Below are 16755 nucleotides of genomic sequence, written 5' to 3' on the forward strand. Positions count from 1 at the left end.
CGATAATGAATCAGAACGAAGCGCAAGAAGTCATTGAAGACCTTCGCAAAAAGCTTAACCAGTACAACTATGAATATCACACGTTGGATAACCCTAGTGTATCGGACTATGAATATGATCAGAAGCTGCGTGAACTGCTTGATTTAGAAGCGCAGTTTCCCGATCTTGTCACGGCGGATTCCCCTTCACAGCGTGTTGGGGACGAGCCTCTGGATGCCTTTCAGAAAGTGCGTCACAATGTCCCTATGCTCAGTCTCGGAAACGCCTTTAATGAACAGGAACTCAGGGATTTTGACCGCCGTGCCCGTCAAGGAACAGGGGAAGACGTTACGTATGTTTGCGAGTTGAAAATTGACGGACTTGCTGTTTCGTTACGCTATGAGGAAGGAGTCCTTGTTCGCGGGGCTACGCGGGGTGACGGTACAGTAGGAGAAGATATTACGAAGAATTTGCGTACAATTCGCAGCATCCCGCTTCGATTGCAGCAGCCTGAAACCATCGAAGTACGCGGTGAAGCGTTTATGCCGAAGAAGTCGTTTCTAGCTTTAAATGAGGCACGCGAAAACAATGGGGATGAGCCATTTGCCAATCCAAGAAACGCAGCAGCAGGTTCACTAAGACAGCTTGATCCAAAGATTGCGGCAAAACGAAATTTGGATATTTTCCTATATGGAGTCGGCGAATGGCAGGGTGAAACAACGCATTCTCATAGTGAACGGCTGGAAGAATTAAAAAGCCTTGGCTTAAAAACGAATCCCGAATGGAAAAAGTGTAACGATATTGACGAAGTAATCGACTATGTTCATAGCTGGGTTGAGCGCCGTCCTGACTTGGACTATGAGATCGATGGCATCGTTATTAAAGTTGACCGTCTGGATCAGCAGGAAGCTCTTGGGTTTACAGCCAAAAGCCCGCGGTGGGCGACGGCCTATAAATTCCCCGCTGAAGAGGCAATTACCCAACTTACCGATATTGAATTAAGTGTCGGCCGCACAGGAGTTGTCACCCCAACCGCTATCCTTGATCCTGTGAAGGTTGCTGGAACGATCGTTCAACGAGCTTCACTGCACAATGAGGATTTAATCCGTGAGAAAGATATCCGTATTGGGGACACAGTCGTAATCAAAAAAGCCGGCGATATTATTCCGGAAGTTGTCCGAGTGCATACAGAAGAGCGTTCAGGTGATGAGGAACCTTTTCATATGCCGGAACATTGTCCAGCTTGCGACAGTAAATTGGTCCGGCTGGAAGAAGAAGTGGCGTTACGCTGCATTAATCCTAACTGTGATGCTCAGCTTCAAGAGGCTTTAATTCACTTTGTTTCACGAAATGCCATGGACATTGAAGGATTAGGGGAAAAAGTAATTATCCAGCTTTTTAAGGAACAACTGATCGATAACATTGCGGATCTTTATCGATTGGAAAAAGAAGAATTACTTAAGCTTGAGCGCATGGGTGAAAAGTCGGTTGATAATTTGTTGACGGCTATCGAACAGTCCAAAGAAAATTCATTAGAGCGTCTTTTATTCGGTTTGGGGGTCCGTTATGTCGGAACCAAAGCGGCTAACACGCTTGCTCAGGAATTTGAAACGATGGCGAGCCTTATGGAAGCGGATCAAGAAAGATTAGTACAAGTTCCAGAAATCGGAGAAAAAATGGCTGACTCTATCGCCCGATATTTTTCCAAACCTCAGGTCATCCAGTTGTTGGATGAATTAGAGAACCTTGGGCTTAATTTGGAATACAAAGGGCCGAAGAAAAACGATGGACCAGAAGACTCTCCTTTTAAAGGAAAGACGGTCGTTCTTACCGGGAAGATGGAGAACTATACACGGTCTGAAGCTAAGAATATCGTTCAGAGTCTGGGAGGTAAAGTGACCGGCAGCATTAGTAAAAGTACTGATCTGTTAATTGCCGGAGAAGATGCTGGCTCAAAATATACAAAAGCTGAACAGCTTGATGTTACGATTTGGAATGAGGAAGAATTTGCAAAAGCTTTAACATAAGAGGAGTAGTTTTAAAAAATACTGGTGATTTCTTGAACTACCCCTAATAGGGAGTGGAATAAATGAAGAAGCTGCACATGCTTTTACTTAGTAGCTTGCTTCTTGTAAGCGCATGTACACCTGTTTACGATAATGCGGATGAAGTAGTTCGTGAAACAGGAAATAATAATAGCGATCAGTCAGCCATCATACCTAACTATAGTCTTTCCGATCAGACCTATCGGATGATTTTGACAGAAGACAGTGCGAAAGTTTCTTCTGCCCCTGGTGTAACGACCAACCAGATGGATAATCGGTTAGATATTGCAGCATTTGAAAATGGCCTGCGCCGTCATTCAAAAGAATATTACAATCCGGAGAAATACTACTTTCAGCCCGGCCAGACTTTAACTGATTCGGAGCTATTAAGCTGGCTGTCTCGCAAATCGGAAGACAACCCTGAAGGATTGAATCCAGAATTAAATGAAGATAAAGCATCTGAAAAAGACTTCCGCAGCAACCCTCGCTATATTTCAAATATCATCGAACAAGATTATCTCGTTCGAAAGGAAGATAATGTGGTGGAAGTTGCGGGAGTTACAATTGGGATATCTATGCGGACAGTGTACAATTTTACTGCAGATGGGCGAGAGTACTCAGAAAATCTATCAACTGAAAAATTATTAGCAAAAGGGAAAGAATACGCTAATATTATTCTGAAGCGACTTCGTAAGAAAGAAACGCTTCAAGGAGTTCCGATCGTATTTGCGATTTTTGAAGAAGAGCGCGATAACACAAAAACTGCCGGGAATTTCATAAGCAAGACATACGTGGAAGCCTCGGAAAATTCGATAGGTGATTGGAAGTCAATACAAGAGAATTATGTCCTTTTCCCTTCAGATGAAGCAGAAGAGAACTACTTCGATCATGCTAAGTTGTTCTCTGATTTCCGGGTTCAGGTATCGGATTATTTCCCGAATTTCGTAGGTATGATTGCTAATGGGTTTTATATTAATGAAGAGCTCAAAAAAGTAGAGATTGACATTCCGATTCAGTTCCGCTCACAGTCCGAAGTTGTAGGTTTTACTCAATACATCTATAGTCTCGTGATGGAAATGTTTGAAGATCACTACACTGTTCAGGTTAGAATTAACAGTATGGATCAGCAGGAAAGCCTCATCGTTAAAGAACCCGGTAACGATAAACCATATGTTTATATCTATGACTAAACAAACATACTAAGAATAGTGGGCAAGGTCATCAACGGATGATTTTACCCACTATTTTCTTTTTAGAGTTACATAGTGAGAAGTGAAAGAAAGCCCGACAAGACTCTAGGATTTTGAATTGCTGGCACATAACTAAATTTTTTAAGTGATAAGACGAACGATATGCAGTTTATGCGGAGAAAATATACAGAGACTCCTGCGGGAGGAAAGGCCTAGGTGAGACCCCGCAGTGCGCCAGCACAAGGAGACTCAACAGCCGCCCGCGGAAAGCGAAGTATATTTTCGTAGCGGTTTAAATGCACAGTTCTGATTTCATCTGCTAAAACACTTTTGTCCCAGCCTCTCCTTTTTCCTAAAATATGTTGTGAGATACCAGCATTGAGGAAGGATATAGTTTGAAGTTAATAAGTAGTTACGATAAAATAATTCGTGGAAGCGCTTAAATTGGTAATCTTCAAACAATTTATATAGCTTCAAACCCCATAACTCATTACAGGAGGTTGTTGTAGCATGGTCGTACCATACAAACATGAACCATTTACTGATCTTAGCATGGATGAGAATCGTAAAGCACTGGAGGCTGAAATTAAAAATATTGAAGCTGATCTAGGCAAGGATTACCCTCTTATTATTGGCGGAGAACGCATTATGACAGATAACAAAATTGAAGTTGTCAATCCTGCCAATAAGAAAGAAGTTATTGGTTATGTTTCAAAAGCGAATCAGGATCTCGCTGAAAAGGCTCACAAAGTTGCAGATGAGACTTTCCAATGGTGGCGCAAGACGAAGGCACAATTCCGTGCGGATATTTTGTTCCGTGCAGCGGCCATTGTTCGCCGCCGTAAACATGAATTTACAGCCCATCTTGTAAAAGAAGGCGGAAAGCCATGGAAAGAAGCAGATGCTGATACAGCTGAAGCGATCGACTTTATGGAGTATTATGGACGTCAAATGCTTGAAATCGATAAAGGAGTAGAAATAAACTCCCGTCCTATTGAAAACAACCGTTTCCATTACATTTCCCTGGGAGTCGGGGTTGTGATTTCACCGTGGAACTTCCTGTTTGCCATTATGGCAGGGACTACAGTAGCTTCGATGGTTTCAGGAAATACAGTATTGCTTAAACCAGCAAGCTCCACCCCAATTATTGCTTATAAAATGATGGAAGTGCTTGAGGAAGCAGGTCTTCCTGCTGGTGTTATCAACTATATTCCTGGCAGCGGAAAAGAGGTAGGAGATTACCTCGTTGATCATCCGCGCACACGTTTTGTGAGCTTTACAGGTTCACGCGAAGTAGGGACAAGAATTTTCGAACGAGCTGCCAAAGTACAGCCAGGTCAAAAGTGGCTGAAACGTACGATTATCGAAATGGGTGGGAAAGATACTATCGTCGTGGATAAAGAATCTGATTTAGAATTGGCTGCAGAAGCGATTACGTATTCTGCTTTTGGATTCTCGGGACAGAAATGCTCGGCCTGTTCACGAGTAGTGGCTCACGAAGACATATATGAGGAACTTCTAGATAAAGTGGTTAGCAAGACGAAAGAATCGATTACTTACGGTGATCCTGCAGCTCATGACACTTACATGGGGCCGGTTATTGACCAAGCTGCTTACGACAAGATCTTAAGCTACATTGATATTGGAAAAGAAGAAGGAAAACTGCTAGCTGGAGGTAAGGGAAGTGACAGTAAAGGCTGGTTTATTGAACCGACTGTTTTTGGCGACCTAAAACCCGATGCAAGAATTATGCAAGAAGAAATATTCGGACCAGTCGTAGGCTTTACAAAAGCGAAATCCTTTGATGAAGCGATTGATATCGCCAACAATACCGATTATGGTTTGACTGGTGCAGTCATTTCAAACAATCGTTCACACATTGAACAAGCCCGTGAAGACTTCCAGGTTGGTAACTTGTATTTTAACCGCGGCTGTACAGCGGCTATTGTCGGGTATCATCCGTTTGGAGGCTTTAATATGTCGGGGACGGACTCTAAAGCTGGCGGACCAGACTATCTGGTTCATCACATGCAAGGCAAGACAACATCTGAAATGCTGTGATAACATACGCAAAAAGAACCTCTTTCCGTATATCGACGGGAAGAGGTTTTTTAAATGCGACAGGTTTTAATGAAGAAAAAAACAAATAAATTTTTAAAATGTTTATAGTAATCTTTATTTATTAAATTTGATGTATAGATATTGTTCATGAATGTCTAACACCCATATACAATCAATAAATCTGCATAAAAATACAAAATAGGCTAAATAGACTAACTTTTTGCAATGTTTCAATTAATGTACTATGATATAGTAGTACCTATGTTTGGATTTTTCTGCTTCTATGACTTTGGAATCAGAGACGTTTTTTGCATAGAAGTGCATAAAATTTGTGAAGTGGAGGTGAGATCGTGGTTGAACTATTATCAATTGCAGCTCAATATTCTATTGCCGGACCAACGTGGTTTTGGTTATTCGTGCCAATGCCGATCTTAATTATTCTATCAATTATTACACTATTTACTAAAAGGAGCGAATAATAAAACATGGATATACCAACGTTAATTACGTTTATTGTTTACTTAGTCGGTATGCTTTTAATTGGATTTGCTGCATATCGTTTAACAAGTGATTTATCAGATTATGTATTAGGCGGCCGTCGATTAGGCCCGGGAGTTGCCGCACTTAGTGCCGGTGCATCTGACATGAGTGGCTGGCTATTATTAGGACTGCCTGGTGCTGTTTATGCTTCTGGTTTGTCTGGAGCTTGGATCGGGGTAGGACTTGCTATTGGCGCCTACTTAAACTGGCAATTTGTGGCACGTCGTCTGCGTATTTATACTGAGGTCGCAAAAGATTCAATAACGATTCCGGATTACTTAGAAAATCGTTTCCACGACAGTTCTCATTTATTACGTGTTATTTCTGCATTTGTCATCCTGTTATTCTTTACCTTCTATACTTCCTCTGGTATGGTGGCCGGTGCAAAATTGTTTCAGGCCTCATTTGAATTAAGTTATACACAGGCTTTATGGATTGGTGCAATTGTTACCATTTCTTATACCTTCTTAGGTGGATTCCTGGCTGTTAGTTGGACAGACTTTGTACAAGGGATTCTAATGTTCTTGGCACTTATTGCAGTTCCAATTGTGGCCATTCAGCAACTTGGAGGCTGGAGTTCTGCAGTGGATGCGGTAGGCAATATTGATCCAACACATTTAAACATGGTTCAAGGAGTCGGAGCTTTAACCATTATTTCCTCACTTGCCTGGGGGCTCGGATATTTCGGTCAGCCGCATATCCTTGTACGTTTTATGGCGCTTCGTTCAGCTAAAGATGTGCCGAAAGCCCGCTTTATTGGAATGGGCTGGATGATTATCGGCCTTTATGGAGCGATCTTTACTGGGTTGTTCGGCCTTGCCTTTATTAATACACAGGACCTTGCTGGTTTAGCAGGATTTGGAGTAGAAATTGTATCTCAAGACGGTATGCAGATGCTTGCAGACCCTGAAAAAATCTTTATTACTTTTTCCCAGATTCTGTTCCATCCTGTGATTGCAGGTATTCTATTAGCAGCAATCCTTTCTGCGATTATGAGTACCATTGACTCCCAGTTGCTTGTATCTTCTTCTGCATTAGCAGAGGACTTCTACAAGGCGATCTTCCGTAAGAACGCCTCTGAGCGTGAATTAGTTTGGGTTGGTCGTGTGGCTGTTGCTACTATCGCTCTAATCGCGATCCTAATTGCCGGAAATCCGGGTAGTTCTGTACTTCAACTCGTATCCTATGCTTGGGCAGGATTTGGTGCTGCATTCGGACCATTGATCATTTTATCCCTGTTTTGGAAGGGAATTACTCGTGACGGTGCGCTAGCTGGTATGATCGTTGGTGCGGTTACAGTAGTTGTTTGGGGAGACTTCCTAAGCGGGGGAATCTTCGATCTTTATGAGCTTGTACCAGGATTCTTGTTCAGTTTGATTGTATCTGTACTAGTAAGCTTGGCTGGTAAGCCTTCTAAAGAAATTATTGCAGAATTCGAAGAAGCAGAACGTCGCTAAGTCAATATAGAAAGATCCCTCGGCCTTGGGTTGAGGGATCTTTTTTTTGGAAAAATTTGATTTACATCCATATTTCAGGTTTCCCCTTTTTCTAGAGCTAAGACAACCTTCTTTGATTTATGTTAAAATAGGAAAAGTGAAAACAGATACGTTTGCTTAACAAATAAGCTTTTTGGTATGATCATATATTATGTGTGTTCGAATGGAGGTAACAAAAATGTCCCGTATTAGCAAAGATGAAGTAAAACATGTGGCCCATTTAGCACGCCTTTCCATTAATGAAGAAGAGGCGGATATGTTTACGAAACAGCTTGACGATATCATTATGTATGCCGAGCAATTGAATGAGCTGGATACAGAAGGAGTCGAGCCGACCACTCACGTTCTTAATTTACAAAATGTGATGCGTAAAGATGAACCGAAGAAGTGGATTACGAAACAAGAAGCACTGAAAAATGCACCGGATAAGCAAGATGGTCAATTTAAAGTACCATCAATTTTGGAATAGGAGGGAGGCTTAATTATGGCTTTATTTGACTACACTTTACGAGAGCTTCAAGAGAAGCTACATAATAAAGAAATCACAGTAACCGATCTTGTTGATGAATCCTATCAGCGTATTGAGGAAGTTGATCATGCAGTGAAAGCCTTCCTTACTTTAAATAAGGAAGCTGCCCGCAAGCAGGCCGCTGAACTTGACGCTGCGCGGGGTAATGATGCAGCCAAGCTATTTGGGCTGCCAATTGGTGTGAAAGATAATATTGTCACGAAAGGTTTACGTACTACAGCGGCAAGTCAGCTGCTGCGTAATCTGGAGGATCCACTGTATGATGCAACAGTTGTACAAAAATTAAATGAGGCAAAATCAGTCACAATCGGGAAGTTAAACATGGACGAGTTTGCGATGGGGTCCTCAAATGAGAACTCAAGCTATACCGCAACTCGTAATCCGTGGAACACCGATTACGTTCCAGGAGGATCAAGCGGCGGCTCAGCTGCAGCCGTTGCAGCGGGAGAAGTACCTTTTTCGCTCGGATCAGATACAGGCGGGTCGATTCGTCAGCCGGCTGCTTTCTGTGGAGTCGTAGGTCTGAAGCCAACGTATGGCCGTGTGTCCCGCTTTGGCCTTATCGCTTTTGCCTCCTCACTTGACCAAATTGGACCGATTACCCGTTCAGTAGAGGACAATGCCTTTTTACTAGAAACCATTGCTGGTCATGACAAAATGGATTCTACATCAGCTGATGTGGAAGTTCCTAGATATACTGAATCCCTAACTGGTGATGTTAAAGGCTTAAAGATCGCTGTCCCTAAAGAGTATTTAGGTGAAGGTGTGACTTCAGAAGTTAAAGAAGCTGTACAAGCTGCTCTTAAAAAATACGAAGAATTGGGTGCAACATGGGAAGAAGTATCTCTTCCACATTCGAAATATGCTGTGGCAACTTACTACCTGTTGTCCTCATCCGAAGCTTCTGCAAACCTTGCTCGCTTTGACGGAGTTCGCTACGGCGTACGGACAGATAATGCCAAGACGATGCTGGATATGTTCAAAAATTCACGATCAGAAGGCTTTGGCAACGAAGTGAAGCGCCGGATTATGCTGGGAACTTTCGCGCTTAGCTCCGGTTATTATGATGCGTACTATAAAAAGGCCCAGCAAGTCCGTACATTGATTAAAGATGATTTTGAAAAAGTGTTTGAAGACTATGATGTGATCATTGGACCAACAACTCCAACACCAGCCTTTAAAGTGGGCGAGAAAATCGATGACCCGCTAACGATGTATGCAAACGATATTCTAACTATTCCTGTCAACCTTGCTGGCGTACCGGGGATTTCTGTGCCGTGCGGCTTGTCTACAGATGGCCTGCCAATCGGCTTGCAAATCATTGGCAAGCATTTTGATGAAAGTACGGTTTATCGTACAGCACACGCCTTTGAACAGGCGACAGACTTCCATAAACAACGCCCGTCCCTTGGAGGTGCGCACTCATGAATTTCGAAACAATTATTGGACTAGAGGTCCACGTTGAACTTAAAACAGAATCTAAAATTTTCAGCCCATCTTCCAATATGTTTGGAGATGAACCAAACTCGAACGTTAACCCGATTGACTTAGGATACCCAGGTGTTCTGCCTGTCCTCAATGAAGAAGCAGTTAATTTTGCCATGAAAGCCGCGATGGCCTTAAACTGCGAGATCGCAGCCGATACGAAGTTCGACCGTAAGAATTACTTTTATCCAGATAATCCGAAGGCCTACCAGATTTCTCAATTCGATCAGCCAATTGGGGAAAATGGCTACATTGATATTGAAGTAGATGGCGTTAAAAAGCGGATCGGGATCACAAGGCTTCATATGGAAGAGGATGCCGGGAAGTTGACCCATAGTGATGACGGCTATTCTCTCGTCGATTATAACCGTCAAGGTACACCGCTCGTAGAGATTGTCTCTGAACCTGACATTCGTACACCTAAAGAAGCATATGCTTATCTTGAGGCGTTAAAGAACATCATCCAATATACAGGGGTCTCAGATTGTAAGATGGAAGAAGGTTCGCTGCGATGTGATGCCAACCTGTCTCTGCGGCCGATTGGACAAGAAGAGTTCGGAACAAAGACAGAGCTTAAGAACTTAAATTCATTCTCTTTTGTACAAAAAGGTTTAGAGTTTGAAGAAAAGCGTCAGGAAAAAGTTCTTCTTAGTGGCGGTGAAATTTTACAGGAAACGCGTCGTTATGATGAGCAGACGAAAGAAACGATTCTGATGCGAGTGAAAGAAGGATCAGATGATTATCGTTATTTCCCTGAACCGGATCTTGTCCGTCTTCATATTGATGAAGCGTGGAAAGAACGGATACGAAAGCAAATTCCAGAGCTGCCTGATGCCCGTAAACAACGTTACATCGAAGAACTTCAGCTTCCGGCCTACGACGCCATGGTATTGACCAATAATAAAGAGATGTCGGATTTCTTTGAAGATACGATTGCAAACGGCGGTGACATTAAGCAATCTTCCAATTGGCTGATGGGTGAAGTTTCTGCCTACATGAACAAGCAGCAGAAGGAATTCGGTGACTTAGCACTGACACCGCAATCCCTTGCCAAGCTGACGAAGTTAATAGAAGATGGAACGATTTCTTCAAAAATCGCCAAGAAAGTCTTTAGTGAACTCGTTGAAAAAGGCGGCGACCCTGAGAAGATTGTGAAAGACAAAGGTCTCGTGCAAATTTCTGATGAAGGACAGCTTAAAGAAATCATTACAGCGATTCTGGATAACAATCCGCAATCCATTGAAGACTATAAAAATGGTAAAGATAAAGCACTTGGCTTTTTAGTCGGACAAGTGATGAAGGAAACAAAAGGTCAGGCAAACCCGCCTATGGTCAATAAAATCATCCTTGAAGAAATGGATAAGCGTTAAGGTTTCTGGTCAAAAGCACGCACTAACCCTGCGTGCTTTTATATGGCAGGGCAGTTATTTCTTTGTGCCCTCTAGAAAAAGTGCTTGCAAATTTTAGAAAAAAGACTATGATGTAATTTGGAGCACACCTGGATGAAGGAGGGCTTACTATGCAACGTGCCCGAATAATATATAATCCGACATCAGGAAGAGAAGTTATCAGAAAAGTTCTCCCTGACATTTTGCAGCGATTCGAACAAGCTGGTTATGAAGCATCTACCCATGCGACAACATGTGCCGGAGATGCAACTGAAGCAGCTAAGATCGCCGTCGAACGCAGATTCGATGTCGTTGTGGCTGCAGGTGGGGATGGAACGATTAACGAAGTCATTAATGGCGTAGCGGAACAGCCATTTAGACCGAAGCTTGGTATTATTCCAGTCGGAACTACTAACGATTTCGCGCGAGCACTTTATGTCCCGCGTAATATTCATAAAGCCGTTGACGTCATTTTAGAGGGCTATTCAGCTCCGCTTGATATCGGCCGTGTCAATGATCAATATTTTATGAACATCGCTGGCGGAGGAAAGATTACCGAGATTTCCTATGAAGTCCCGAGTAAACTCAAGACGATGCTTGGCCAGCTTGCATATTATTTAAAGGGGATGGAGATGCTTCCATCGATCAAGCCTACGTATGTTGAAATGGAGTATGATGGCAAGCTGTATCAAGGTGACATTATGCTGTTCCTCGTCTCTAATACGAATTCAGTTGGCGGACTTGAGAAACTGGCACCTGAAGCGCAAATGGATGATGGTTTATTTGACTTAATGATTATTGAGAAAATGAACATCGCTGAATTTGTGAGACTGGCTACATTAGCCATCCAAGGAACACACTTGAACCATCCGAAATTCATTCATAAAACTGCGAGCCGGATAAAAGTGAAAACAGAAGAGAAAATGCAGCTTAATATTGACGGTGAATTTGGCGGGCTCTTGCCAGGAGAATTCGTTAACCTGTATAAGCATATTGATTTTTTTGTGCCAGAAGAAAAGTTTTCGCATGAGCAAGAAGATGAATCGTAACTGATATTAAACCGCCTCAAGCCTTTGTAATGGACAAAGGCTTGAGGCGGTTTTTTATTTCCTTTTAGGGGATTTATGAGAGGACGAGCCTCGGGTTTTGGATCTAGTTTTGGATCTAGGTTCTGGAGCCGGACGAACGGCTGATTCTGAAATAACGCGAGGTGATTCTGAAGTAACGTGGGGTGATTCTGAAATAACGACAGATGATTCTAAAATAACGTGAATGGATTCTTAAATATCGGGTTTTAACTTATATTTTCTGTCTTTAGTACGCCCGGAAAAGCTTTGACTGTTTTCTAATAGTATTCTTTTTGCTACATATTCCGTTTTAATGCTGGCGAATTCTCGGAATTCTAAATTAGTAATCTCCTTCCCGACCAGAAGTTGGAAATCTCGCAATGCCGCTAAGTGAGCATCCTTCGATTAAATCCACACCATGGACAAACCCAGTGATCTCGCTTTCGCTCCATAGGGAACCTCTTGCATTTCAGGCATTGAACGCCTTTTATTAAATCTTCAACCTTCAAATCAAAACGTTCAAGTATAGAACCCCCACGGTAAGGAGTGTTTCCTTTTTCAAAACAATGCGCTGCCTGCTTTATTATTGGACTTTCCCAGTACTTCCTATCAAATGTAGATGTTAAATTCGTGACGGATGGGATAATTTGTTTCGGCCGGATAATCCGCCTTTTTCGTCCTTCTAAATCAGAACCATGTGTCTTGATTACAGTTCTGGAATTGGCAACCACTACAAATGAGTTAATAGGAATCTCAGGAAGACCGAATTGATCTAGCCACATCCTAAGTTGGTGACATTGGTGTTCCACCTGTAAAAAGGGATCTGGAAATGTTTCCTTTTTACCTTCAAAAACACGTAAAAGTTGATGATGTTCGAAGTCGAAAATAAGTTTTCCGCGCAAATTTTTCACTTCAAGGATTAGAAGGTAGGATGGAGTGAGGATGAGGCAATCGATTTGAAAATGTTGAATGCCGTCGAAGAGACGGAGATCTTGGATAACATGGTATTTATTTGAGTGAAGGTATTGAAGGAAGTGATCGGTGGTGGTTTCTCCGAAGTGGCCGGCCGACCTTATGGCATACTGTTCTTGGACGTCGCTGCGTTTAGAGTGACTAGGGGGCAAGCGCTCCAATAACGAGGCTATTTGCTTGTGTTGCGTTGTTCTCATTCTTTTTTCCAAAATATATCACTCTCCAATCCTTAATAGTATTCGTCATACTGTGAAAATCACCTCTATTTTCTTTTACAAAAAAATCCCCTGCGCATCATTTCTGATGACACAGGAGATTGATATTCCTTATTAAGCTTTTTCCATTTTTGCCTTGTACTCGTCATATTCTGATTGAACTTCTTGTGGTGGCTCTTTACCAAGAAGACTGACGATAATAATGGCAAGACCTGCAAAGATGAAGCCAGGGGCTAATTCGTATAATTCGAAAATACCTCCTGATAGTTGTTTCCAGATAATGACGGTTGCAGCACCGACAATAATCCCGGCTAGTGCGCCATCTCTAGTCATACGCTTCCAGAATAGGCTCAAGATGATAACAGGACCAAATGCAGCACCAAACCCTGCCCATGCATAACTTACAAGTTCGAGCACTTTACTATCACGGTCATAACCTAATAAGACAGCAAGAAATGCGATTCCCAGCACGGCGATTCTTCCTACAATCATTTCTTCTTTCTGACTTGCGCTCTTTCTAAAGATGGCCTTATAGAAGTCTTGCGCTAAGGCACTTGAAGATACAAGCAGCTGTGAATCCACTGTACTCATAATTGCTGAAAGAATAGCGGCAAGTAAGAAACCGGCTACCCATGGGTTAAAGAGAATCTGGGAGAACATGATAAATACTGTCTCAGAGTTCTCAAGCGGAGCGTCAGCAAAGAAAGCAATACCTGAAAAGCCGACAAGAATGGCACCAAATAGAGAGATAACCATCCAGGACATACCGATAAGGCGTGCCTTTGGAATATCTTTGGTTGATCTGATCCCCATAAATCGCACAATGATGTGTGGTTGTCCAAAGTAACCAAGTCCCCATGCAAGCAGGGAAACCACACTTACAAACGTAGCACCAGAATAGACGTTGAGATAAGAAGGGTCCATACTTCCGATAGTATTAACCGTTTCATTCCAGCCGCCAAGCTCAACAATGGCAACAATTGGGATAATGATTAAGGCTAAGAACATTAAGATCCCTTGAATAAAGTCTGTCCAGCTTGCTGCAAGGAACCCGCCAAACAAAGTATAAGAAAGGATAACAGCCGCTCCTACCCATAAGGCAAGTCTGTAATCCATACCAAATGAACTTTCTAACAGTATTGCTCCACCTACAAGACTAGATGAAGTGTAGAAGGTAAAGAAGACTAAGATGATTACTGCAGAAATAACACGAAGTATTTTTGAATGGTCACGGAAACGATTTTCGAAGTAATCGGGAACCGTGATGGAGTCATTAGAAACCTCTGTGTACACGCGGAATGGTTTCGCAACAAATTGCCAGTTCAAGTAGGCACCCATTGCCAAACCTACGGCAAGCCAGATGGAGCCCATACCACTTACATACATAGCTCCGGGTAAACCAAGCATGAGCCACCCACTCATGTCAGAAGAACCAGCACTTAAGGCAGCTACTCCTGGAGTTAATCGTCTTCCACCCAGTACATAATCTGATAAGTTACTGGTCAATTTTGCGGCCAAATAACCAATTATTTGCATTCCAACAAGATAAATTATAATCGATGTTAACGTCTGATAATTAATATCCATTGTTTTATTAGCTCTCTCCTCTTTCTGTAAAGTAAGTGATGATTGATAGTACAATTAATAGCGGCATTGGAATAAGAAGCCAGCACCAAGTTGCTAGGGTTAGATCAAATTCCACATTTTCACCTCCTAAATGACATGTTTTTAATTTCTCCCCTTTGTTGAGCCCATTGCAATAAGTTTTGAAAATATACAATGATATACATAACGTAAATTTTGGTAATGGATCATGCGATGGGCATTAAAAGCAAACATGTTGTTAATCATAACACAATAAATACATCTGAACATAGAGAAGATTAATACAATTATACTATATTGCATAAAAATGCACTATAACGCATTATTTTCACCTGTATATGGTCCATTAGTAATATCTATACAAAATTATTTATAAAATTAATTTCGACAAATTCTTTGTATTCCATATATACGATGAGTATTCATATTATCTCCCGATTCTCACAACAATACATATATAACTTAATTTGTTCGGGTGTATTTTGCTTTTCGCAAACGGAATTAAATGTGATAAACTTTGAACAGCAAAGAAATGTAAAGGACGGATCAAAATATGGCCAAACCAAAGCCACCCGTACAAAAAAATGAAACCATTCAACTCGAATTTGAAGACTTGACCCATGAAGGAAATGGAGTGGGCAAAGTCGATGGTTACCCCTTGTTCGTTCCCTACGGTCTTCCTGGAGAGACAGCTAAAGTAAAAGTGGTAAAGGTCAAGAAGAATTTCGGTTTCGGCAAATTGTTGGAAGTAGATGCAACAAGTGAAGAACGCGTTGAACCGCCATGCGATGTGTTCTATCAGTGCGGCGGCTGCCAGCTTCAGCACATGAGCTACAGCATGCAGCTTGACATGAAACGCAACCAAGTGAAAAACGCCATGAAGAAAATTGGACATCTCGACCAAGTTCCCGTTCATGAAACAATTGGGATGGACGACCCCTGGCGCTATCGCAATAAAGTGCAAATCCCTGTTGGTCAAAAAGAAGACGGACAGTTGATGACCGGATTTTATCAGAAGCGCAGTCACAATATCATTGATATGGACACCTGTTTAATCCAAGATGAAATGAATGATCGTATGGTCGAGTCCGTAAGACGTATTGCCAGCCGCTTAGGCATCGATGCGTATGACGAAGAATCTCATCGCGGAGTATTACGGCATATTATGGTACGAACTGGTCAAAGCACAAAGGATATTATGATTGTTCTCGTCACACGGACGAAAAAACTTCCTTATAAAGAGGAACTGATTGATGAATTGCGCGAGGCTTTTCCTAATGTAAAATCGATCGTTCATAACATCAACAGCGGCAGGACCAATGTGATTCTTGGAAAAGAAACCAAGGTGCTCTGGGGCGATGAATACATTTATGACACAATCGGTGACGTGAAGTTCATGATATCGCCAAAGTCATTTTACCAGGTAAACCCGACCCAGACGAAGAAGCTCTATGACCAAGCCTTGCAGTATGCCGACTTACGCGGCGGAGAAACCGTGATCGACGCGTATTGCGGGATCGGCACTATTTCATTATTTTTAGCCCAAAAAGCGAAGAAAGTATATGGAGTGGAAATCGTTCCCGAAGCTGTCACGGATGCGAAGAAAAACGCTCGCCTGAATAAAATGGACAATGCGGAATTTTATGTAGGAAAAGCAGAGGAGATCATGCCATGGTGGCGTACGCAAGGATTGCGGCCAGACGTGATTGTCGTTGATCCGCCAAGAAAGGGCTGCGATGAAGAATTGTTGAAAGCTATGCTTGATATGGAACCGGAGCGGATCGTCTATGTCTCCTGTAATCCGTCGACGCTGGCGCGTGATTTGCGTGTGCTTGAGGATGGGGGATATGAGACGAAAGTGGTTCAGCCTGTTGATATGTTTCCGCAGACGGCTCATGTAGAGTGCGTCACTTGGTTGGAGAAAAAGTAAAATGGTTGAACAGTAGTTGGGGAAGGAGAATGAAAAATGGAAGCAAATAAAAAATGGCTTTCTTTGCCGAAAGATATCAGAAGCCAACTCATTGGCAACGTTTTTTGTTCGAGTTGTTTGAATGCTGTCACTATTACTGATTTTATTATCGTCGATCATCAAGAGGGTGTTCTTTTGGAAGGAAAATGCAAAAACTGTGGAAATGGAGTAGCAAGAGTTGTGGAGCTGGAATCATGAAACAAAGCAGGAGTTC

13 protein-coding genes are annotated in these 16755 nt (G+C 42.3%); 11 read left to right on the forward strand and 2 right to left on the reverse strand.

All coding sequences use genetic code 11. From position 1 onward, the window contains the following. Positions 1-5: 5 nt before the first annotated feature. The 9 genes from ligA (at position 6) to G6R08_RS13760 (ending at position 11762) form a co-directional block, all read left to right on the forward strand. A complete protein-coding gene (ligA, locus tag G6R08_RS13725) occupies positions 6-2006 on the forward strand; it encodes an NAD-dependent DNA ligase LigA (protein WP_163528694.1) in 2001 nt (666 codons plus the stop codon). A 62-nt stretch (positions 2007-2068) separates the two neighbouring features. Then, entirely contained in the window at positions 2069-3214 is a 1146-nt protein-coding gene (locus tag G6R08_RS13730; protein WP_163528695.1) for a CamS family sex pheromone protein, read from the forward strand. 510 nt (positions 3215-3724) lie between these two features. Then, complete coding sequence (pruA, locus tag G6R08_RS13735; RefSeq protein WP_163528696.1) at positions 3725-5275, forward strand: L-glutamate gamma-semialdehyde dehydrogenase; 1551 nt, start codon at positions 3725-3727, stop codon at positions 5273-5275. Between the two features lie 350 nt (positions 5276-5625). Continuing rightward, positions 5626-5754, forward strand: a complete 129-nt coding sequence (locus G6R08_RS22290) for a hypothetical protein (RefSeq protein WP_275897935.1) — start codon at positions 5626-5628, stop codon at positions 5752-5754. Between the two features lie 6 nt (positions 5755-5760). After that, a complete protein-coding gene (putP, locus tag G6R08_RS13740) occupies positions 5761-7272 on the forward strand; it encodes a sodium/proline symporter PutP (RefSeq protein ID WP_163528697.1) in 1512 nt (503 codons plus the stop codon). 217 nt (positions 7273-7489) lie between these two features. Beyond that, entirely contained in the window at positions 7490-7780 is a 291-nt protein-coding gene (gene gatC / locus G6R08_RS13745) for an Asp-tRNA(Asn)/Glu-tRNA(Gln) amidotransferase subunit GatC (RefSeq protein ID WP_163528698.1), read from the forward strand. Positions 7781-7795: 15 nt separating this feature from the next. Continuing rightward, on the forward strand, positions 7796-9268 hold the full coding sequence (gatA, locus tag G6R08_RS13750; protein ID WP_163528699.1) for an Asp-tRNA(Asn)/Glu-tRNA(Gln) amidotransferase subunit GatA: 1473 nt from the start codon (positions 7796-7798) through the stop codon (positions 9266-9268). Further along, positions 9265-10695, forward strand: a complete 1431-nt coding sequence (gene gatB / locus G6R08_RS13755) for an Asp-tRNA(Asn)/Glu-tRNA(Gln) amidotransferase subunit GatB (RefSeq protein ID WP_163528700.1) — start codon at positions 9265-9267, stop codon at positions 10693-10695. The genes gatA and gatB overlap by 4 nt, the downstream gene beginning before the upstream one ends. A 149-nt stretch (positions 10696-10844) precedes the next feature. Beyond that, positions 10845-11762, forward strand: coding sequence for a diacylglycerol kinase (locus tag G6R08_RS13760; RefSeq protein ID WP_163528701.1), 918 nt, complete (start codon positions 10845-10847; stop codon positions 11760-11762). A gap of 404 nt (positions 11763-12166) precedes the next feature. On the opposite strand, the gene G6R08_RS13765 is transcribed toward G6R08_RS13760, so the two are convergent. Together G6R08_RS13765 and putP (G6R08_RS13770) are read right to left on the reverse strand one after the other, a co-directional pair. Continuing rightward, positions 12167-12949, reverse strand: coding sequence for a nuclease-related domain-containing protein (locus G6R08_RS13765; protein ID WP_163528702.1), 783 nt, complete (start codon positions 12947-12949; stop codon positions 12167-12169). Between the two features lie 132 nt (positions 12950-13081). Continuing rightward, positions 13082-14554 (reverse strand): sodium/proline symporter PutP, encoded by a 1473-nt coding sequence (putP, locus tag G6R08_RS13770; protein WP_163528703.1) that lies wholly within the window; start codon positions 14552-14554, stop codon positions 13082-13084. A gap of 571 nt (positions 14555-15125) precedes the next feature. Between putP (G6R08_RS13770) and rlmD the strand changes: the two genes are divergently transcribed. Both rlmD and G6R08_RS13780 read left to right on the forward strand, forming a co-directional pair. Continuing rightward, on the forward strand, positions 15126-16502 hold the full coding sequence (gene rlmD, locus G6R08_RS13775; protein ID WP_163528704.1) for a 23S rRNA (uracil(1939)-C(5))-methyltransferase RlmD: 1377 nt from the start codon (positions 15126-15128) through the stop codon (positions 16500-16502). Positions 16503-16538: 36 nt separating this feature from the next. Continuing rightward, positions 16539-16739 carry a hypothetical protein gene (locus tag G6R08_RS13780; RefSeq protein WP_163528705.1) on the forward strand — a complete coding sequence of 67 codons (201 nt, stop codon included), beginning with the start codon at positions 16539-16541 and terminating at the stop codon, positions 16737-16739. The last annotated feature ends 16 nt before the right edge of the window (positions 16740-16755 follow it).

The sequence above is a fragment of the Halobacillus ihumii genome, assembly GCF_902726645.1.
Taxonomy (GTDB): domain Bacteria; phylum Bacillota; class Bacilli; order Bacillales; family Halobacillaceae; genus Halobacillus_A; species Halobacillus_A ihumii.